This is a genomic window from Rhodoferax sp. LS1R11, assembly GCF_056521395.1.
Map to the genome: position 1 here is coordinate 1 of NZ_JBWMAW010000026.1, position 19,309 is coordinate 19,309.

20 protein-coding genes are annotated in these 19,309 nt (G+C 57.3%); 12 read left to right on the top strand and 8 right to left on the bottom strand.

All coding sequences use genetic code 11. The features are described 5' to 3' along the window. Positions 1-143: 143 nt before the first annotated feature. Positions 144-566, bottom strand: a complete 423-nt coding sequence (locus AC097N_RS20125; protein ID WP_479583854.1) for a hypothetical protein — start codon at positions 564-566, stop codon at positions 144-146. Positions 567-890: 324 nt separating this feature from the next. Then, positions 891-1,790: a LysR family transcriptional regulator gene (locus AC097N_RS20130; protein ID WP_479583855.1), complete on the bottom strand. Its 900-nt coding sequence runs from the start codon at positions 1,788-1,790 to the stop codon at positions 891-893. Positions 1,791-1,942: 152 nt separating this feature from the next. Here AC097N_RS20130 and AC097N_RS20135 point away from each other — a divergent pair, with 152 nt between their 5' ends. From AC097N_RS20135 to groL, 7 genes are all read left to right on the top strand, one after another. Continuing rightward, positions 1,943-2,575, top strand: a complete 633-nt coding sequence (locus AC097N_RS20135) for an NADPH-dependent F420 reductase (RefSeq protein WP_479583856.1) — start codon at positions 1,943-1,945, stop codon at positions 2,573-2,575. Between the two features lie 81 nt (positions 2,576-2,656). Then, on the top strand, positions 2,657-3,067 hold the full coding sequence (locus AC097N_RS20140) for a DoxX family protein (RefSeq protein WP_479583857.1): 411 nt from the start codon (positions 2,657-2,659) through the stop codon (positions 3,065-3,067). A gap of 31 nt (positions 3,068-3,098) precedes the next feature. Next, a complete protein-coding gene (locus AC097N_RS20145; protein ID WP_479583858.1) occupies positions 3,099-3,890 on the top strand; it encodes a DODA-type extradiol aromatic ring-opening family dioxygenase in 792 nt (263 codons plus the stop codon). Then, positions 3,887-4,549, top strand: coding sequence for an alpha/beta hydrolase (locus tag AC097N_RS20150; RefSeq protein WP_479583859.1), 663 nt, complete (start codon positions 3,887-3,889; stop codon positions 4,547-4,549). Before AC097N_RS20145 ends, AC097N_RS20150 begins: the two co-directional genes overlap by 4 nt. A 1-nt stretch (position 4,550) precedes the next feature. Next, the gene (locus AC097N_RS20155) at positions 4,551-5,120 is read left to right on the top strand and encodes a hypothetical protein (protein ID WP_479583860.1); all 570 of its coding nucleotides are present in this window, start codon (positions 4,551-4,553) and stop codon (positions 5,118-5,120) included. Between the two features lie 316 nt (positions 5,121-5,436). After that, the gene (groES, locus tag AC097N_RS20160) at positions 5,437-5,727 is read left to right on the top strand and encodes a co-chaperone GroES (RefSeq protein ID WP_479583861.1); all 291 of its coding nucleotides are present in this window, start codon (positions 5,437-5,439) and stop codon (positions 5,725-5,727) included. A gap of 49 nt (positions 5,728-5,776) precedes the next feature. Then, positions 5,777-7,429 carry a chaperonin GroEL gene (gene groL, locus AC097N_RS20165; protein WP_479583862.1) on the top strand — a complete coding sequence of 551 codons (1,653 nt, stop codon included), beginning with the start codon at positions 5,777-5,779 and terminating at the stop codon, positions 7,427-7,429. 254 nt (positions 7,430-7,683) lie between these two features. Here the strand turns inward: groL and AC097N_RS20170 are convergent, their stop codons facing one another. Further along, entirely contained in the window at positions 7,684-8,193 is a 510-nt protein-coding gene (locus AC097N_RS20170) for a hypothetical protein (protein ID WP_479583863.1), read from the bottom strand. 76 nt (positions 8,194-8,269) lie between these two features. Here AC097N_RS20170 and AC097N_RS20175 point away from each other — a divergent pair, with 76 nt between their 5' ends. After that, complete coding sequence (locus tag AC097N_RS20175) at positions 8,270-9,154, top strand: alpha/beta hydrolase (protein WP_479583864.1); 885 nt, start codon at positions 8,270-8,272, stop codon at positions 9,152-9,154. Positions 9,155-9,170: 16 nt separating this feature from the next. Here AC097N_RS20175 and pgi read toward each other — a convergent pair whose 3' ends face one another. Continuing rightward, positions 9,171-10,739 (bottom strand): glucose-6-phosphate isomerase, encoded by a 1,569-nt coding sequence (gene pgi, locus AC097N_RS20180; RefSeq protein ID WP_479583865.1) that lies wholly within the window; start codon positions 10,737-10,739, stop codon positions 9,171-9,173. 2 nt (positions 10,740-10,741) lie between these two features. Next, entirely contained in the window at positions 10,742-11,689 is a 948-nt protein-coding gene (gene tal, locus AC097N_RS20185) for a transaldolase (protein ID WP_479583866.1), read from the bottom strand. Between the two features lie 109 nt (positions 11,690-11,798). Here tal and zwf point away from each other — a divergent pair, with 109 nt between their 5' ends. Together zwf and AC097N_RS20195 are read left to right on the top strand one after the other, a co-directional pair. Beyond that, on the top strand, positions 11,799-13,253 hold the full coding sequence (zwf, locus tag AC097N_RS20190; RefSeq protein WP_479583867.1) for a glucose-6-phosphate dehydrogenase: 1,455 nt from the start codon (positions 11,799-11,801) through the stop codon (positions 13,251-13,253). 5 nt (positions 13,254-13,258) lie between these two features. Further along, entirely contained in the window at positions 13,259-14,107 is an 849-nt protein-coding gene (locus AC097N_RS20195) for a MurR/RpiR family transcriptional regulator (RefSeq protein WP_479583868.1), read from the top strand. 16 nt (positions 14,108-14,123) lie between these two features. Here AC097N_RS20195 and AC097N_RS20200 read toward each other — a convergent pair whose 3' ends face one another. Beyond that, the gene (locus AC097N_RS20200; RefSeq protein ID WP_479583869.1) at positions 14,124-14,900 is read right to left on the bottom strand and encodes a DUF3047 domain-containing protein; all 777 of its coding nucleotides are present in this window, start codon (positions 14,898-14,900) and stop codon (positions 14,124-14,126) included. Positions 14,901-15,009: 109 nt separating this feature from the next. Beyond that, positions 15,010-16,086: a porin gene (locus AC097N_RS20205; protein ID WP_479583870.1), complete on the bottom strand. Its 1,077-nt coding sequence runs from the start codon at positions 16,084-16,086 to the stop codon at positions 15,010-15,012. A 291-nt stretch (positions 16,087-16,377) separates the two neighbouring features. Between AC097N_RS20205 and AC097N_RS20210 the strand changes: the two genes are divergently transcribed. Together AC097N_RS20210 and AC097N_RS20215 are read left to right on the top strand one after the other, a co-directional pair. Further along, complete coding sequence (locus tag AC097N_RS20210) at positions 16,378-16,659, top strand: helix-turn-helix domain-containing protein (protein WP_479583871.1); 282 nt, start codon at positions 16,378-16,380, stop codon at positions 16,657-16,659. After that, the gene (locus tag AC097N_RS20215) at positions 16,659-18,026 is read left to right on the top strand and encodes a type II toxin-antitoxin system HipA family toxin (RefSeq protein ID WP_479583872.1); all 1,368 of its coding nucleotides are present in this window, start codon (positions 16,659-16,661) and stop codon (positions 18,024-18,026) included. Before AC097N_RS20210 ends, AC097N_RS20215 begins: the two co-directional genes overlap by 1 nt. 165 nt (positions 18,027-18,191) lie before the next feature. Here the strand turns inward: AC097N_RS20215 and AC097N_RS20220 are convergent, their stop codons facing one another. Further along, positions 18,192-19,178 carry a porin gene (locus AC097N_RS20220; protein WP_479583873.1) on the bottom strand — a complete coding sequence of 329 codons (987 nt, stop codon included), beginning with the start codon at positions 19,176-19,178 and terminating at the stop codon, positions 18,192-18,194. Positions 19,179-19,309 lie beyond the last annotated feature (131 nt).

Here is a 19,309-nt window from a genome sequence, read left to right on the forward strand (position 1 = left end):
CTGACAACAGGCCCCAGGGGCCACAAAATAGGGCGATTGACGCTTCGTTTTCAAGAAATCGCACTGTCATCAGCCTCGGCTGGCGTTTTGACGGCACTTGTTCAGCGTAGCCCTAAGTCCCAACGAGCTCTTTCAGCAGCCTGCTAAAGCTTAACGTTGGTGCGAAGCAACGCCGTCCTCAATTCGCGGCTCGCAGGTTTTGAAACGTCAGTACTGCGAACAGCCAAGTCAAACGGTGAGCCGGGTTTGATGTTGCTGGCCTGAATTTTCTTGACAGGGTTCTTGGTTGGGTACTTGTCGCCAACGGGGCACATGCGAATTGAAAACCCGAATTCTTCAAGCACGCCTTTCGCATACAACTCCGCCAATTGTGAAAACGACACAAAGGTGGAGCGCCTGACTTCTTTGGTCCCTGGCTCACGAATGTCGCGAACGTCGCGAATGATCTCGTATTTGCCAAGATGATCCCGTTGCGTGTTCGTAAATGGGTGCAGCAGAAAGGTTCCGCGAATCTCGCCCCCGTGGGATACCAACTTGTGTTCGACCACGATATCAGTCAGCAGCATATTGTTCTTCCTTCAAATTAATGGGCGCAGCCTACCCTAATCCACGAGCCGAGCCCTGACAGCGGGTGCGGAACGCCACTGATCTTTCCACTCGCCCACTTCGTAAGTCGTTGATTTGCATGATTCAGATGAAACCACATGCACTTGCACTTTCCACTTTCCACTTTCCACTTGTACGCCACTAAACATTCGGCAATCCCCCCGCTAAACCCAAGGCGTCACGAATAGGTTTTTCCAAGCAGGAAGTTCTATGAGGAGAAGCCGAAATTTACCGACAGCTAGATCATGGCTGCCCTCAAATGTGTTGAAGAGTCAACCGCAGGCCTACCAAGTCGCCCCCGGTTGTGAGAAGTGATTTGCCAAAAAATCCAGGAGCGCTCGAACCTTGGGTGAGACATGTTTGCGGGTTGGATAGACAGCATAGATACCAAGCTCAATCGATCGAAATTCGGGCATTAACTCAACCAATGCCCCCGCGACCAAATCGTCACCCACCAGGAAGCTGGGCTGCAAGATAATGCCCTGGCTGGCGAGTGCAGCCACTCGGCAGGTGTCCCCGTTATTGGTATGAATGCAGGGATTGGTTTTGACACTCACTGCGCCCAGGGGGCCCGTGAAATGCCATTCGTCCTTGGTTGACCAGTAGCTGTAGGAAATCACGGCATGGTCCGCCAACTCACGGGGATGCATTGGCGTGCCGTGCAGCTTGAGATATTGCGGTGATGCGCACAACACCATGCGCGTGCTCGCCAGCCGCCTGCTCACCAGCGTTGAACTTTCCAGACTGGCGATGCGGATGGCCACGTCGTAGCCTTCCTCCACCAAATCGACCAGGCGATCCGACAGCGTCACCTCCAGTTTGACTTGGGGGTGTTGCGCCATAAACCCAGCCCACAGGGGTGCCAGATGCAAAACGCCAAAGGTGAATGGCGCATTGATCCTCAACACCCCACTCGCGGCCTCACTGCGGGACGTGATTTCAGCCTCCGCCTCCGCCAGTTCAGCCAGTAGCTCCTTGCTGCGGGCGTAAAAAATCTGTCCCTCATCCGTCAGTGAGAGCCGCCGGGTCGTGCGGTGCAGCAAGCGCACACCCAGGCGGGTTTCCATGTCAACGACATAACGTGACACCGCCGCCTTGGACATGGCCAGCGCGTCGGCGGCTTTGACAAAACTGCCAGCATCCACCACCGCATTGAAGGTTTGCATTTCTAGAAATCGATCCATTGATCCTCAAATTGAAACAATTAATCATATTTATCAGAGTTTATCTTCCCATGTGTTTCCAATAAAGTCCATCCCATGCACTGCAAAACACACTCGGTTCAGCCAGTGCAATGTCTGCAACAGGCAATTTCAAGCAACCCAAAGGAATCATCATGAAAGTTACAGTTATCGGCGCCGGCAATATGGGCGCAGCCTTCGTCAAACAACTCACGCTGGCGGGTCACCAAGTCAGTGTGACCACACGCAGTTTTGAAAAAGCACAAGCACTGGCGGCCGCCAACGCCGGTGCCACCGCCGTGGCCCACTCCGATGCAGCCGCACAAGCGGATGTGTTCATTCTGGCTACCGGCTATGCCGATGCCGTCAATGCGCTCCAAAGTGTGGGGGATTTGAACGGCAAGGTGGTCATCGACATCACCAACCCATTGACGGCCGACTACATGGGCCTGACGCTTGGTCACAGCACCTCTGCTGCGGAAGAAATCGCCAAGGCCATACCAGGGGCCGAAGTAGTCAAGGCATTCAATACGGTATTTGCCCAAGTGCTGGTCGACGGCGCTGACTTTGGCAGCGGTCAAACCGCCTCAGTCTTTGTCGCCAGTGACAGTGAGCGTGCCAAACAGACCGCCAAGACGCTGGCCGAGAGTATGGGATTTGCCACGATCGATGCCGGTGGTCTGAAAAATGCGCGCTACCTGGAGCCGTTAGCTGGGCTCAACATTTACCTAGGCTACGGCGCAGGTCTGGGCACATCGATTGCTCCGACCTGGATCAAGCGCGCTTAAGCAAAGACTCGCTACCTGCAAGCGCCCAAGGCTTGCAGACCTGCCACCTCCCTCTCAGCCTCCCAAATCAAGGAAACCATCATGTCAAAAACCTTTCAAAACAGCCTTGCCCTCGCATCGCGCCTGTTGTTCGTTGCACTCTTTCTGCCTGCCGGCATTGGCAAACTCACGGGCTTCTCCGGTACTGTGGGATACATCTCGTCGGTGGGCTTGCCGCTACCCACTCTGGGCGCCACTCTGGCGCTGGTGGTTGAAATTCTGGGCAGTTTGGCGCTCTTGGCCGGATTCGGTACCCGGTTTGCGGCCTTGATTCTGGCAGCGTTCACGCTGGTGGCCAGCTTCTTCTTTCACGCCTACTGGGCCGTGCCGGCTGACCAGGCATTTGTCACACAGCTGCTGTTCTTCAAGAATATTGCGTTGGTGGGCGGTTTGCTGGCGCTGGCGGCCAACGGCGCGGGCGCCTGGAGCCTGGATGCGCGCAACGAACGTTGATTCCAACTGAGCACATAACCCTGGAACTGCCATGACCTCCACAGCCAAAACGCCCGTCGTTTTCATCTCCCATGGGGCACCCACCTTTGCCATTGAACCCGGACTACTTGGGCCCCAACTGCGCACACTGGGCACGCAACTGCCTGAACTCAAGGCGGTGCTGGTGGTGTCACCCCATTGGCAGACAAGGGACGTGAGGGTCCTGAGTACCGCGCGCCCAGAGACCGTGCACGACTTTGGCGGATTTCCGTCCAGCCTGTATGCCTTACATTATCCGGTTGCCGGTCTGCCTGAATTGGCCCAAGAGACGGCGCGGCTGCTGCAGGTGGCAGGTTTCGCTGCAGCCTGTGATGACCGTCGCGGGTTGGACCATGGTGCGTGGGTGCCCCTGATGCACCTGTTGCCAGAGGCCAAAGTGCCGGTTTTTCAGGTCTCCATGCCTGTCAACCTGACCACCGGGACGGCGGTGGAATTGGGCCGGGCACTGGCACCGCTGCGCAACCAAGGCGTACTCATCGTGGCCTCCGGCAGCATGACGCACAACCTGTACGAATTTCGACACTCAGGCAGCAAACCCGAAGCCTATACCCAGGAATTCACCGATTGGGTGCAGACTGCGGTGCGCGCCAAAGGAGTCAAGCAATTGATCGACTACCGCCATGACGCACCGCACGCCGAACGCGCCCATCCCAGCGAGGAGCATTTTCTTCCCTTGCTGATCGCCATGGGGGCCACCACCGAGACGGACGAAGTGGGCGTGTTGCAGGGGGGCGTCAGCAACGGCGTTCTATCAATGGAATCTTATGTATGGGGACTTAAATGATGAACACCCAATTTGATTTGATGTTTCTGGCGAAACATCCGCAGCCGGCGAATCCCAAAGCGCTGTTGCTGCTCTTGCACGGCGTGGGTGGCAACGAGACCAATCTCGTCAACCTGGCCCACACGGCAGACCCGGACACGCTCGTCGTCATGCCACGCGGCCCCATCACTTTGGGCGCGGGACAATACGCTTGGTTTCGAGTGAACTTCACCAGCGCGGGTCCGGTGATCGTCGAGACCGAGGCCGAGCAAAGCCGCCAGACCTTGATCCGATTTGTGGAGAAACTGCAGCAGTCCTACGGCATTGCACCCCAGAAAACGGTGATTGCCGGATTCAGTCAAGGGGGTATTTTGAGCGCCAGCGTTGCGCTGAGCGCGCCACAGCGCGTTGCCGGGTTTGCGATCTTGTCGGGGCGAATCCTGCCTGAACTCAAGCCGCACATCGCCGACCCAGCGCAGTTGAAAAACCTGCGCGCATTCATTGGGCACGGCGAGTACGATAGCAAACTGCCGGTGGTATGGGCGCAGCGCTCAGAGCAAGTTCTCAGTGACTTGGGCGTGGCACACCTGTCCCGGCGGTACCCGATAGACCACACCATCAATGCCCCTATGCAGGCGGACTTTTTGTCCTGGTTACAAACCATCACGTTAGGGCCTTGACATGAAAGATGCGATCCACCAGGGCTACGCCAACCTTCGCAAGAGTGCGTCGCCTGCCGCCCCGATCGTGCTACTGCACATCGGCGACGACCAGACCTGGGTTGCATCCGGCACGGGCGTTGAACCCGACCAGGTGCTGCTGCTGGAGATGGGCGCCAGTCGGACATCCATCGATTTTTTTAAACACAATCCACCCTCGCCGCTTGAGATCGAAAACGCCATCATGGCCGTTGAGGACGAAGTCACGCGCGCCCGTGCAGTCGCCCAAGGACGCGCCCCACTTTATTCGACGGATGAACGGGTTGATGACATGGCCCACATGCTGGGCTGCCCGGATGGGTTGACGAGAACACTAAGCATTGAACAGGTGGAAAGACTGTTCGACCAACTTGCCGCCAGATCCGAAGGCAGGCCCGCATCGCAAGTAGACATTCCGGATGACCCCAGATTCACGGCGACCTTGTTGATTCTGCGGGAGTTCATGCATCACTTGAATTTCGACAACGTGAAGTTCATGCGAAATTTGCAGCAAATGGGCGGGCCAACCCACGATACACCTGAGTCAAGCTGATTCAGAAAGTTGTTGATGGAAAGTATATGGCTGCGAGGCTGGGAGGGCCCGAATTCATTTGGGAAACGGCAACAGTGGAATGTTTAATGGCGCAGAGTGGAAAGATCAGCGGCGTTCCGCAACTGGCTCCAAAACATGGGGTTTTACCCTGCCCCCTCTTGAATGTTTGCCAAATGCCCTTATCATTAGCACTCGTAGGAGTTGAGTGCTAGCAGGTTTGAACCGCCCGCATTTGCCTCCTCAAAATAACGAGCGCCAGCTTTTCCAAGTTGGCACTCTAGTTTTCAACCTCTGTTTCAAAACTCAAGGAGATCCCATGAAACTTCGCCCTCTCGCAGATCGCGTGATTGTCAAACGCGTGGAAAACGAAACCAAAACCGCCTCTGGCATCGTCATTCCTGACAGCGCTGCTGAAAAGCCTGATCAAGGTGAAGTCTTGGCTGTTGGTCCTGGCAAGAAAAACGACAAGGGTGAACTGCTCGCCATGAACGTCAAGGTCGGTGACCGCGTTTTGTTTGGCAAGTACAGCGGCCAGACCGTCAAGATTGACGGCGATGAGCTGTTGGTCATGAAAGAAGACGACCTGTTCGCAGTCGTCGAGAAGTAATTCTTCTTCTCTCCTTTCCTCTTAATTAACTGAATCTGGAGTCATCATCATGGCAGCAAAAGACGTAATTTTCGGCGGCGAAGCCCGCGCACGCATGGTTGAAGGCGTGAACATTTTGGCCAACGCGGTCAAAGTAACTCTCGGCCCCAAAGGCCGTAACGTGGTTCTGGAGCGCTCTTTCGGCGCCCCTACCGTGACCAAAGACGGTGTGTCCGTCGCCAAAGAAATCGAACTCAAAGACAAGCTGCAAAACATGGGTGCGCAGATGGTCAAGGAAGTGGCTTCCAAGACGTCTGACATCGCTGGTGACGGTACAACAACCGCTACCGTGCTGGCTCAAGCCATCGTTCACGAAGGCATGAAGTACGTGGCTGCTGGCATGAACCCCATGGACCTGAAGCGCGGTATCGACAAGGCTGTGTCAGCCCTGGTTGCCGAGCTGAAGAAGGCTTCCAAAGCCACCACCACGTCCAAGGAAATCGCTCAAGTTGGCTCCATCTCTGCCAACTCTGACGAAGCCATTGGCAAGATCATTGCTGATGCGATGGACAAAGTGGGCAAAGAAGGCGTCATCACGGTTGAAGACGGCAAGTCACTTGACTCCGAACTCGACGTGGTTGAAGGCATGCAGTTTGACCGTGGCTACCTGTCACCCTACTTCATCAACAACCCAGAAAAGCAAGCCGCTTTGTTGGACAACCCCTTCGTGTTGTTGTACGACAAGAAGATCAGCAACATCCGTGACCTGCTGCCTACCCTGGAACAAGTCGCCAAGTCCGGCCGTCCTTTGTTGATCATCTCTGAAGATGTCGAAGGCGAAGCCCTGGCAACTTTGGTGGTCAACACCATCCGTGGCATCCTGAAGGTTGTGGCTGTCAAGGCGCCTGGCTTTGGCGATCGTCGCAAGGCCATGTTGGAAGACATCGCCATCCTGACCGGCGGCAAGGTCATTGCTGAAGAAGTTGGCATGTCGCTCGAAAAAGTGACTTTGGCTGACCTCGGCTCTGCCAAGCGCATCGAAGTGGGCAAAGAAAACACCATCATCATCGACGGTGCTGGCGCTGCTGCTGACATCGAAGCCCGCGTCAAGCAAGTTCGCGTGCAAATCGAAGAAGCCACTTCTGACTACGACCGTGAAAAACTGCAAGAGCGCGTGGCCAAATTGGCTGGCGGTGTTGCCGTGATCAAGGTTGGCGCTGCCACCGAAGTCGAAATGAAAGAGAAGAAAGCCCGCGTTGAAGATGCCCTGCACGCTACCCGCGCTGCTGTGGAAGAAGGCATCGTGGCTGGTGGCGGTGTTGCACTGCTGCGCGCCAAGCAAACTGCTGGCGTCGTCAAAGGCGACAACGCTGACCAGGAAGCCGGTATCAAGCTGGTGATGAAAGCCATCGAAGCGCCTCTGCGCGAGATCGTTTACAACGGCGGCGGTGAAGCCTCTGTGGTGGTGGCAGCTGTGTTGGCCGGTACGGGCAACTACGGCTTCAACGCAGCCAACGACACCTATGGCGACATGATCGAAATGGGTATTCTGGACCCCACCAAAGTGACCCGCACTGCTCTGCAAAACGCAGCGTCTGTGGCCTCTTTGATGTTGACCACCGAGTGCATGGTTGCTGAAGCCCCAAAGGCTGACGGCGGCATGGGTGGCATGGGCGGTGGCGATATGGGCGGCATGGGCGGCATGGGCGGCATGGGCATGTAATGCTCCTTGCCTGACGACACATAGCGTCGTTGCAAGGGCTTGCCGTAGCGTTGCTACTGCCTACGCCCTTGCGCCTAGCTCTGAGTCGTCATGCTGCGTCGATAGGCGTTATGGCTTTCGACACAAAACAAAAAACCCGCTTGGTGTGAACCTTGCGGGTTTTTTGTTTATTGCTATAAATTTAATAGCTACTTGTGCACGCTGCACCTGGGCTAGAGCCTTATTTCATTCAAAAATACTTGGAATGAACGATGTCAGTTGAACGGGGCATTGAGTTGTAACATCAGCCCGGCAGTGCCCAAAAAGTTCACCTGCGCAGACCAGCCGGGTTTGAACTCATAAGCCAGGGCAGGGATGGCGGCAAGCGAAAATCCTTTGAAGTTCAAGGGCACCTTGTTCTCATACGGTTGACGGTAGCCATACATCACGCCCGCCGTCCACTTGAAGGACAGGTGCTCAATGCCTCCCAGCGTCTTGTACACGCCGCCCCACGGATACAGGTAAATGGTGGGCTGGCCAAACGAGTTGGTGAAAAAGGTCCCGCCATCCAGCTTGGTATTGGGGTACTCACGCTCCAGGCCGACCATGACCACGGGCTTGTGTTCGTCGTCCTGGGTGAAGTGGTAGGTCAAGGGGCTGAACTGCCAGCTCACCACTTTGTCGCGCGTCAGCTCCGCGATAAAACCCTGCTCAGCCGCGGCTGCGGCCGTGCTGGCGAGCTGGGCCACAATCAGGCCACCGACGATGTGAATCAATTTTTTCATGAATGCAAGAACGGATTTGAGAATGCAACGGGTACGCAGTGTAACGGCTGTACTTTTTGAACCAGGCGAATGGGCGATGCGGTTGCTGCGTGTCTTTCTGCTGTTGTCACTGCTGTCTGCCAGCGGCTGCGCCTGGCTGGACGCCAAACAGCGAGAGATCATCTACCGCCCGACACCGGGCGTGCCCGCCGACTTTGCGGGCTTGCGTGAGGGCGACAAACGCTTTTTCGTGGCCGTACCGCAAGCAGTGCCAGGTAAAATCACTGACTCCGCCGAAGCACGACCCACCACGCAGCGCGTCGAGATGTGGTGGCTGCCCCACCCGGACAAAACCGCACCCACGCTGCTGTACTTTCACGGTACGTTTCGCAACCTGTACCAAAACCTGCACAAAATCGAGTCCCTGCGCGAAGCGGGCTTTGCCGTGTTGGCCGTGGAGTATCGTGGCTGGGGGGTGAGCACCCCCATCATCCCGTCAGAGCAGACGATCCTGCAGGACGCCAGACTCGCCTGGGCGGAGCTGGAACGGCGAGAACCGCGCCCTGCCCTGCGTGTGATCTACGGCCATTCCATGGGCAGCGGCGTGGCGGTGGAGATGGCCAGCCACTTGCGTGCCCCCCAGGACTATGGTGCGCTGATTCTGGAGTCCGCTTTCAGCAGTTTTGCGGATGTAGCCCGTCAAGCGGGCTTGCTGGCGCGGTTTTTAGCTAACTTCAACGGGGAGCGTTTTGCCTCCATCGACAAAATAAGCAAGGTGAACGCGCCGCTCCTGATGATCCATGGCGATGCGGACACCACCATTCCCCAGGTTCTGGGGGAGCGCGTGTTCGCCGCGGCCAACCCGCCCAAGCAATGGCTCAGCATTGCAGGGGGGGCGCACAGCGACCTCGATGAAGTGGGCAGCGTGCCCTACCAGGCCACGCTGCAAGCCTTCAGGCGCCAGTACCTGGTGGCGCCTTAGGCCCAAGAGGGACCGATCAGGTCCGCAGTTTTTGCAGCAGGCCGGCCGTCGAGCCGTCCAGCCCGGCCACGTTGCCGCTGTGCAGACGGGCTTCCACGTCTTTGGCCAGCACCTTGCCCAGTTCCACGCCCCACTGGTCAAAACTGTTGATGCCCCACAACGACCCGCTGACAAACACGCGGTGCTCCTGCAGCGCAATCAAGGCACCCAGGCTGGTGGGGGTGAGCTCATCCAGCAACAAGAAGGTGCTGGGGCGGTTGCCCGGAAAGTTCTTGTGGCCACCCGCATCGGTCTTGCCGACCATCAAGGCCTGCGCCTGCGCTACCACATTGGCCAGTAGCAACTCATGGTGATTGGGCAAGCTGTGTTGGGGCTTTTTGACGGCCACAAACTCGACCGGCACCACGTCCGTGCCCTGGTGCAGCATCTGAAAATACGCGTGCTGGCCGTTGGTGCCAGGCTCGCCCCACAACACGGGGGAGGTGCCAAACGGCAAGGCCTCGCCGGTGGCATCCACCTGCTTGCCGTTGCTCTCCATCTCCAGCTGCTGCAGGTAAGCTGGCAGGCGGCGCAAAGCGCTGTGGTACGGCGCAATGCTGCGGCTGGTGAAGCCATGAAAATTACGATACCAGACGTCCAGCAAGCCCAGGTGCACGGGCAGGTTGTCTTCCAGTGGGGCGGTGCGGAAGTGTTCGTCCATCTCGTGCGCACCGGCCAGAAACTCGCGAAAACCCTGCGCGCCAATGGCAATGGCCAAGGGCAGCCCGATGGACGACCACATCGAATAGCGCCCACCCACCCAATCCCAAAAGCCAAAGGTGGTACTGATGCCAAAGGCGTTGGCGGCGGGCACATTGGTGGTCAATGCGCAAAAATGCCGGCCTATATCAGTACCACCGTTGGCTTCAAACCAGCGCTTGGCAGACAAGGCGTTGGTCATGGTCTCAATCGTCGTGAACGTCTTGCTGGCAATCAAAAACAGCGTGCTCTCGGGCTTGACGCGCTTGAGCACGGCCGCCAGTTCGTGGCCGTCCACGTTGGACACAAAGTGAAATCGCTTGCCCGGCAGCACAAACTCGTCCAGCGCCACCACGGCCATTTGCGGCCCCAGGTCCGAGCCGCCAATGCCGATGTTCACCACATCGGTGATCGCCGCATCGGCACGCACGGCTTGCGCGTAAGCCAACATGGGGGTGAGCGTGGCGTGCACCAGCGCCAGTTCATTTGCTACATTTTTAGTAGCTACATGCGCAATATCTGCCTGGGCTACAGCCGGATTTCTCAATAACCAGTGCATCACGGCACGGTCTTCGGTGTTGTTGATGGCAACCCCTGCAAACATCGCATCCCGATGCGCCTCCACACCGCTCTGGCGAGCCAAGTCCATCAACAGCGTCTGCGTGGCGCCGTCAATCAGGTTTTTAGACAGATCAGCAAACACATGGGGCGCGCTCTGGCTGAAGGCCTCAAAGCGGCCCGCATCAGTGGCAAAAGCCGTGCGCAGGTCAAAGGCCTGGCCCTGGCTGTCAAATGCGCTCTGAAGTGCGCCCCAGGCAGGCGTGCGGTCACAACGGGTGCGGCTCATGATCAGGCCGCCTGCAACAGGTGGTCGAGCTTGACGGCGTCTGCGCAGAACGCGCGGATGCCTTCGGACAACTTCTCGGTGGCCATGGCGTCTTCATTGAGTGCAAAGCGGAAGCCTGCCTCGTCATACGTCACCGGCGTCAAATCCAGCGCCGGTGCCGCCTGTGGGTCGAGCGCGCGCACCAGCGGTGCGTCAGTGGCCGCCAGGATGGCGAGCAGATCGGGGCTGATGGTGAGCAGGTCGCAACCCGCCAGCGCGGTGATCTGCCCGACGTTGCGAAAGCTCGCCCCCATCACCTCGGTGGCAATGCCGAACTTCTTGTAGTAGTTGTAAATCTGCTGGACAGATTTGACGCCCGGGTCGTTCGCGCCCGCGTTGTCAGCCTCTACCCACGTCGCGCCTGCCGACTTTTTGTACCAGTCGTAAATGCGGCCCACAAACGGCGAAATCAGCTGTACCTTGGCCTGGCCGCAGGCAATGGCCTGGCACGGCGAGAACAACAGGGTGAGGTTGGTGTGGATGCCACGCTCCTCCAGCAGCCTGGCCGCCTGAATGCCCTCCCAGGTGGACGCCACCTTGATCAGCACGCGGTCCATGTGAATGCCCTCGGCCTGGTACAACGCAATGAGGCGCTCACCCCGGGCCACGGAGGCATTGGTGTCAAAACTCAGGCGGGCATCCACTTCCGTCGACACGCGGCCCGGAATGATGGACAAGATTTCGCAGCCAAAACGCACCAGCAGCCGGTCCATGATTTCGTCCAGCGCACGGCCACGAAACTGGGCCACGGTCTCGGTCAACAAGGTGTTGTAGTCCGCTTTTTGCACCGCCTTCAGGATGAGTGACGGATTGGTCGTGGCGTCTTGGGGGCGGTAGGCATCGATCTGTTTGAAGTCGCCGGTGTCAGCCACCACAGTAGTGAATTGTTTGAGTGCGTCGAGTTGGTTCATGAAAGCAGGCGCCGAAGGCGGAAGGTTAAAAAAACAGTTTTCTGCGAGGCTTGAATTATGAGTGAAACAAAGTTACATTACAACGTCATCTTTTATGTAACTTGAAATCATGAGCTTCGACCTAGTAATGTTTGGTGGTACCGGCGACCTGGCTTGGCGCAAGCTAATGCCGGCTTTGTTTCAGGCCTTCCGTCATGGCACCCTGCCCGAGGATGGCCGCATCATTGGCGTGGGTCGTGACGACCTCAGCAATGAACAATACCGGGAGCAGATCCGCGCCCGCTTTGACAGCGTCGACCTCGCCAAACGCCCCAGCGTGGAAGAGTTCACCCGCTTTGCCGCCCTGCTTGAGTTTGTGCGGATGGACTTGTCCCATCCCGATGACTACGCCCGCCTCAAAGACGCTTTGGCCCAACGCCAGGCCGACACGGTGGTCATGTATGTGGCCACCGCGCCCAGCCTGTTCACCACCGTGTGCGAACAACTGGCCGCCTCCGGGCTGAACACGCCCCAGACCCGCGTGGTGCTGGAGAAGCCGCTGGGGCACGATCTGGCCAGCAACCGCGCCATCAATGAGACCGTGCGCCGTGTTTTCAACGAATGGCAGATTTTTCGCATCGACCACTACCTGGGCAAACCTGCGGTGCAAAACCTGTTTGCGTTGCGCTTTGGCAACTCCCTGTTCGAACCCCTGTGGCGCCGGGAACACATTGCCAACATTCAGATCACCATTGCCGAAGAGCTGGGCGTGGAAAAACGCGGTGCGTTCTATGAGACCACTGGCGCCCTGCGCGACATGGTGCAAAACCACGCCTTGCAGCTATTGTGCGCCATTGGCATGGAACCGCCCATCAACTCCCATGCCGACGCCATCCGCGACGAAAAGCTCAAGGTGCTTCGGTCACTCAAGCCGTGGACGGCCGAGTCGCTCTCGCAGGACACCATCCGCGGCCAATACACCGCAGGCAATATTGCCGGCACGCCGGTCGCAGCCTACCGCGAAGAAACCGGGGTGGACCCCCAAAGCAACACCGAAACCTTTGTAGCCCTGCGCACCGAAATCTCCAACTGGCGCTGGGCTGGCGTGCCTTTCTACATCCGTACCGGCAAACGCCTGGCCGGTCGGGATGCCCGCATTGTGGTGAATTTCCGGCCCACGCCGCACGCCATCTTCAACTCCCAGATGGGCGATGCCAACCGCCTGGTGATCAACCTGCAGCCCAAGGACGGGCTGGAGTTGCACCTGCTGGCGCAAGGGCAAAGCAGCCGCCGCAGCTCACAGGCGCTCGCGCCCGTGCAGCTTGACCTGGATTTTGACAAACGCTTTGGCTCCGAACGCGTGGGCGCCTACGAACGCCTGCTGCTGGACGTGATTGACGGCCGCCTGAACCTGTTTGTTCGCAGCGATGAGCAGGAAGAAGCCTGGCGCTGGGTTGAACCCATCCTTGAGCATTGGAAAAACGATGCCCAAGGCCCCCGTCTGTACGCCTCCGGCACCTGGGGCCCCAGCGCGTCGAGTGCCATGATTGCGCGCGACGGCTTCTGCTGGAGCGAAGAGAACTAAACACCATGCTGGACCGAATCAAAGCTTCCTTGCCCTCACTGGCCCCCGCTGAACAGCGGGTGGGCAAACTTGTACTGAGCGACCCGAGAAGCTTTGCCAAGCTCCCGGTCAGCGAACTGGCCGACCGGGCCCATGTGAGCAAACCCACCGTGGTGCGGTTTTGCCGCAGCGTGGGCTATGACGGCCTGTCGGACTTCAAACTCAAGCTGGCGGGCAGTGTGAGCGAGGGCGTGCCCTTCATCCACCGCAGCGTGGATGTGGATGACAAGACCAACGACATCATGGTCAAGGTCATTGACAACACCGTCGCCGCATTTTTGAAATACCGAAACGACGCCAGCACGGTCGCCATCGAAAAAGCGGTTTGCACCCTGGTGGAAGCCTTCAATAAGGGTAAGCGTGTCGAGTTTTTCGGCGTGGGCAACTCGGGTGTGGTGGCGCAAGACGCACAACACAAGTTCTTCCGCCTGGGCATGCACACCATTGCGTACAGCGACGGCCACATGCAGGTCATGAGCGCCTCCTTGCTGGGTCCGGGCGACTGCGTCATCGTGATCTCCAACTCGGGCCGCACCCGCGACCTGATGGACGCCTGCGACATCGCCCGCAAAAACGGCGCCACGACCATCGTCATCACCGCCAGCTGCTCCCCGCTCGCAGCGGCCGGGCATATTCACCTGGCGGCAGACCACCCGGAAGGTTATGACCGCTACAGCCCCATGGTGTCACGCCTGCTGCACCTGATGATCATCGACATCCTGGCCACCTCGGTGGCTCTGCGCATTGGTGGCGACCGGCTGCAGCCCCTACTGCGGGAAATGAAAAACAACCTGCGCAGCAAGCGCTACACCTGAGTTGCGGGTGTAAGCGCTACTTGAGCGCCGCCAGAGTCAGCGGGCCGTACCAGGCCCGCGTGGCGGAATGGGTGTTGTCACTGTCCGTCATGATGCCAATGCCCACCAAAGCACCAGGCGCCTCGCCAAAGGCCTTCTCGAAATCAGCACTAATATCGCGCTCATAGTCCAGCCACTGGTTCAGGTGCTTGCCACCCGACTCCACCACCAGCTTGCGAATGCGATCCGTCCGCGGGTTGATGATCACTGAACCCGGTTTGCGCGTATTGCACCACACATACATGAGCGTGGCATAGGGCATGGGTTCTCCGGTCAGCGCATGCGACAGCTCGGAGAGCATGGCATTTTTGGCTGAAAACCTGGAGCGATCTCCCTCAAAGGCCAAAACAATGCGCACGGGTGAATCATCGTTATCGCGCAGGGCCATGTCGGCCTGAGCGATCAACTCGGGCACTTTCCAGGAAAAATTAACGCGACCCAACTCAGCGGGTGCAATGTGCACCGTCTGACGCAACATGCTGGCCGACGACTGCGCACTCGCCATCATGGTGTGGCGACCTTCCTGGCGGGCGTAAGTGAACAGGTTGGCAGTTTTGCCGGGAAAGATGCGGTGCTGCCAGACAGGGGAAACCGCAGGCAGTGTGACTGGCTCATGTTTGGAAAGCGTCACGCGGACTGGCGCCTGGGACCAAGGGTTGGCAATGGCTTGTTCATCCGTTGCGTCCAGAACAGGCGCCAACGACGCGCAACCCGTCAACAGCAAGATGCCATACAAGACAGCCATCATTTTCATCACAAGCAGATCACCTGAAGAAACGGTCAAAAACTGAAAAACCGCTTCAGGTTGCCCCGAAGCGGTTTCATGATTCGAATAAGAAGCGGGCTATGAAACCCGCATCAAATTAGAACGTGTGGCGAACGCCAGTAGCCAAGCTAGCTGCTTTGGATTCTGTGATTGCACCAGTCGTACCGGACTCAACTTTGGAAGCGTTGTAACCAGCGTACAAGGTTGTGCGCTTGGACAGGTCATAAGTACCCACCAGAGCGAAGCCGGAACCAGCCAGGTCAGCCAGGCCAGCACCAGTGCTCTTCGCATTGGTGTAACCAGCGTACACGGTAGCTGCGCCAAACGGAGCGCTCACACCAACTTGGTACTCTTTGTCATCACGAGTGCCGTTCTTGGCGGTGTTATAGCTACCTGTCAACTTGGCCACGCCGAAGTTATAGGAAGCGCCGAGCAAGTTGTACTTGTTCGTTACGGTGGGCACAGTAGCGCCAGCAGCCTTTTGCTCTTGGTATGCATATCCAACCAAGACTGGACCATTTGCGTACTTGATGTGCAGGCTGTTGTTGCTGCTTGCAGAGTTCGTAGCAGTCTTGTCTTCACCCAGGCCCAGAACCACAGCGCCACTGATGCCGCTGAAAGTTGGCGAGGTGTAACCAATCGAGTTGCTCACGCGGTTGGCGTAATCTGCCACACCAGTGCCCCACACCCTACCGGTGGTGGCGAAGTTGAAATCGTTAACGTTGTTCGTTGCGCCGCGCAGTGCGTCGTAAGCGGTGTACTGACGACCCAAGTCAACAGCACCGAAAGCGCCGGACAAACCGACAACAGCTTTGCGTTCGAACAAGGTGTTTCCAGCTGCGACTGCACCGGTATCAATGGTGAACTGGCTTTGCAGTTCAAAATTGGCGCGCAAGCCACCACCCAAATCTTCAGTGCCTTTCAGGCCCCAGAAAGTGGTGTTCAAAGCGGCGCTGTTGATAACATTTTGCGACAATTTGGCAACTGGCACAGCGCCGATTGCTTCGGTGCTGGTTTGACCAACGCTGGCATCCAAACGGCCAAACAGCGTAACGGACGACTGAGCCATAGCGGCGCCGGAAGCAGCCAACACGGCCAAAGCGATGAGAGATTTTTTCATTAAATGACTCCAAAGAATATGTACATCAAGACATTTATCAATGTCCTGTTTCACTTCCGTAACTAGAAGCTGAACGAATTTGACCAGAGAGACGTGTCGCGAACGTACATTTCTACGAATCAGGGCTCAATTTAATTTATTCGTGTGGCTGGCTTGCAACGCTTGCAAGCCTAGGCAAACCGCCCACCCATAAAAAAACCGCTCTTTTGGCTAGCCGTACCAATGGGGAGTGGCCGGGACAGGGGGTCGCTTGAGCACGGACGTAATATCACTTAAAAACGATATTCAGACGTTATCATTTTTAACAGATATCATGACGATATTACTCAAAGGTGGTATTTCGCCATGGACTATCTCATTTCAATCTCGGACCAACTCGCACCTCAGCTGCGGTCCCTGCGCAAAGTGCGCGGGCTGAGCCAAATGGACCTCGCCTTCAAACTCGGGGTGTCTCAGTCCCGCATCGCGGCGATTGAGCGCCATCCTGCGGCGGTCAGTGCGGGGCAACTTCTGGAATTTCTGCGGGTTTTAGGTGTCGATCTGGTCTTGCGCGATACGCAAGTACCGGGCGGCAACGCATCACCCGTGTCAAACATATCCGACACCGGTTCTCAAGGAGAGTGGTAATGAGCGCGCTTTCCATCTGGATGAACGGCGAATTGGTGGGCAATTGGCGTGTGGGGCGCACCGGCAACCACCGGTTGGACTATGCGCCGTCCTGGCGGGCGTCTGCGCGCAGCCGTCCGCTTTCCCTGTCGCTGCCTTTTACGGCAGACAACCGGTTAGAAGGCGACGTGGTGCGCAACTACTTTGACAATCTGCTGCCGGATAGTGATGGCATTCGTAAACGTATCAGTGCCCGGTTCCGCACCAAAGGCACGGACGCGTTTACGCTGCTGCAAGCGGTTGGCCGGGACTGCGTGGGTGCCGTGCAATTGCTGCCGCCCGGCGTTACCCCGGAGGGTTTTGACACGCTGACGTACGAGACTCTCACGTCCGAACAGATTGAAAAGCATCTGGGTGCCTTGGGCTCCCAAGCCGGAGTGGGGGCTCAGGATGATGAAGAAGGTTGGCGGCTGTCCATTGCCGGTGCGCAGGAAAAAACTGCACTGCTTCAAGTGAACGGCCAATGGTGTCGGCCCCTGGGCGCCACGCCCACCACCCACATACTCAAGCCGCCCATCGGGGTAACCCCGGGGCGCAATCTGGACTTGCGGTTATCCGTCGAAAACGAATGGCTTTGCAACCAAATAGTGCGAGAGCTTGGTTTGCCGGTGGCGGAGTGCCACATGCAGGACTTTGGCGCGCGGCGGGTGCTGGTGGTCAAACGCTTTGACCGAAGCTGGCGCCCGGAAGGCTGGATCGCCCGATTGCCCCAAGAAGACTTTTGCCAGGCAAAAGGTGTTTCCAGCGACCAGAAGTACGAACAGAAAGGTGGGCCCAGTATCGAGGCATGCCTGGAGGTCCTGAAAGGAGGAGAGGCTTTTCATAAAGACGGGCGAAACTTTTTGTGCGCCCAGCTGCTGTTCTGGTGTCTGGCAGCCATCGACGGACATGCCAAGAACTTTTCCCTGTTTGTACTGCCAGGCGGTCGCTATCGGATGACGCCTTTGTACGATGTGCTCTCGGCATGGCCGCTGATTGGCACGGGCCCAAACGCCCTGCAGTACAAGAAAACAAAGTTGTCCATGGCCGTGCGTGGCAAGACGGCACATTACAAGCTGTCGGAAATCCAGTCTCGTCACTGGGAAGCGTTGGCCAAACGCAGCAGAGTGGAAGGTGCCTGGGATGCCATGCTGGACATGACGCACCGCCTAGACGCGGCGCTGGTCGCCGTTGAACAGCGGTTGCCCGCCGACTTCCCAGTGGAATTGGCTCACCCTGTATTTCAGGGCGTGCGCCGACACTTGGAGCAGTTCAATCTGGGGCGCTCGCTTGCAGACGAAGCTGCTGAGGCAGAGACTGCCGAACAAGCACCGCGCTTGAAACGCTGAAGAAGATTTCTCCTCCAAAAAAAATGCGCTCCAATCGAAGACTGGAGCGCATTTGAATAGATTCAAACCGCGCTTAGCAATTCCTTGTTAGAACGGCTAGCCCTTTCGGGGCGGTTTTTGTCTGAATAACCAAGCAACACCGGCTAGGCCGGTGTTGCAGGGAAATTAGAACGCGTGACGCACGCCGACGGCCAACAGGCTGCCGTCTTGATCAGCAGCACCATTTGCCTTGGTCGTCGCAGCGCGGTAACCACCGTACACGGAAGTACGCTTGGACAGTGCGTAGTTAGCAGCCAGGCTGTAACCTTGACGTGTTGTGTCAGCAGCGTCGTCGTCTGTAGAACGAGCGATACCACCAGAGATGGTCAGAGCGCTGGAGACTGGGTAGTCAGCACCGATTTCCCATTCGTTGGTTGTCAATCCGCTTGTGATCTTGACTTGGCCGAAACCAGCGATCAACTTGGCGACGCCGAGGTTGTATGAACCAACCAAACGGGTGAACTCAGTTTTAGGTGTCACACCTTTGACCAGACCTTCAACCTGGTAAGCCAAAGCTGCCATAACTGGACCGGCTTCGTACTTGACCTGAGCACTGGCGATAGCGCCGGCATCAACCGTTGCTGTCTTGTTTTCGCCCAAGGTGTAGCTGGCTGCACCGCTGAATCCGCTCATGGTTGGAGTGGCGTAATAAATGCTGTTAGCTGGGTTCCAGTTGTAACCACCGCTCTTGAGCACGTCGTTGTTAGCCGACAAGGCTGAGTCAAAGCTAGCATTGCCAGCGCCCCAGATGTCGTCATAAGCCGTACCGGTTTTACCCAGTTTCACTTCACCGAAGCCGCCGGAGAAACCAACGTAGGCGTAGCGATTGAATGCCAAACCAGGGGTACCCTGAGCGCCGCTATCGATATTGAAGCCTTGCTCCAGTGTGAAGTTGGCCTTCAAACCGCCGCCCAAATCTTCAGATCCCTTGAAACCAAAACGGCTGGTAGACACGCCACCGCTGTCGATTTTCGTTTGCTTGACGCTGTTCACGCCCATAGCTTCAGACTGACCCAACCAAACGTCAGCAATACCGTACAAAGTCACGGAAGACTGTGCGAAAGAAGCGCCGGAAGCGGCGAGCACTGCGAGTGCAATCAAACTCTTTTTCATGTGAAAACTCCAGAAAAATTAATAAAACCAAAACACTCACTTGAAGTACTTTGGACAGGACGCTTTGCGCGTCTCTGATTTCATTAGAGCAAAAGGAATACTTCAAAACAAACCGTTTAGCCAACAACGTG

Coding starts and splice junctions, on each gene's coding strand:
- AC097N_RS20130 (WP_479583855.1), bottom strand. CDS start 1,790: ATGGATCGATTTCTAGAAATGCAAACCTTCAATGCGGTGGTGGATGCT.
- AC097N_RS20210 (WP_479583871.1), top strand. CDS start 16,378: ATGGACTATCTCATTTCAATCTCGGACCAACTCGCACCTCAGCTGCGG.
- AC097N_RS20145 (WP_479583858.1), top strand. CDS start 3,099: ATGACCTCCACAGCCAAAACGCCCGTCGTTTTCATCTCCCATGGGGCA.
- AC097N_RS20150 (WP_479583859.1), top strand. CDS start 3,887: ATGATGAACACCCAATTTGATTTGATGTTTCTGGCGAAACATCCGCAG.
- tal (WP_479583866.1), bottom strand. CDS start 11,689: ATGAACCAACTCGACGCACTCAAACAATTCACTACTGTGGTGGCTGAC.
- groL (WP_479583862.1), top strand. CDS start 5,777: ATGGCAGCAAAAGACGTAATTTTCGGCGGCGAAGCCCGCGCACGCATG.
- pgi (WP_479583865.1), bottom strand. CDS start 10,739: ATGAGCCGCACCCGTTGTGACCGCACGCCTGCCTGGGGCGCACTTCAG.
- AC097N_RS20155 (WP_479583860.1), top strand. CDS start 4,551: ATGAAAGATGCGATCCACCAGGGCTACGCCAACCTTCGCAAGAGTGCG.
- AC097N_RS20170 (WP_479583863.1), bottom strand. CDS start 8,193: ATGAAAAAATTGATTCACATCGTCGGTGGCCTGATTGTGGCCCAGCTC.
- AC097N_RS20175 (WP_479583864.1), top strand. CDS start 8,270: ATGCGGTTGCTGCGTGTCTTTCTGCTGTTGTCACTGCTGTCTGCCAGC.
- AC097N_RS20125 (WP_479583854.1), bottom strand. CDS start 566: ATGCTGCTGACTGATATCGTGGTCGAACACAAGTTGGTATCCCACGGG.
- groES (WP_479583861.1), top strand. CDS start 5,437: ATGAAACTTCGCCCTCTCGCAGATCGCGTGATTGTCAAACGCGTGGAA.
- AC097N_RS20135 (WP_479583856.1), top strand. CDS start 1,943: ATGAAAGTTACAGTTATCGGCGCCGGCAATATGGGCGCAGCCTTCGTC.
- zwf (WP_479583867.1), top strand. CDS start 11,799: ATGAGCTTCGACCTAGTAATGTTTGGTGGTACCGGCGACCTGGCTTGG.
- AC097N_RS20215 (WP_479583872.1), top strand. CDS start 16,659: ATGAGCGCGCTTTCCATCTGGATGAACGGCGAATTGGTGGGCAATTGG.
- AC097N_RS20200 (WP_479583869.1), bottom strand. CDS start 14,900: ATGAAAATGATGGCTGTCTTGTATGGCATCTTGCTGTTGACGGGTTGC.
- AC097N_RS20140 (WP_479583857.1), top strand. CDS start 2,657: ATGTCAAAAACCTTTCAAAACAGCCTTGCCCTCGCATCGCGCCTGTTG.
- AC097N_RS20220 (WP_479583873.1), bottom strand. CDS start 19,178: ATGAAAAAGAGTTTGATTGCACTCGCAGTGCTCGCCGCTTCCGGCGCT.
- AC097N_RS20195 (WP_479583868.1), top strand. CDS start 13,259: ATGCTGGACCGAATCAAAGCTTCCTTGCCCTCACTGGCCCCCGCTGAA.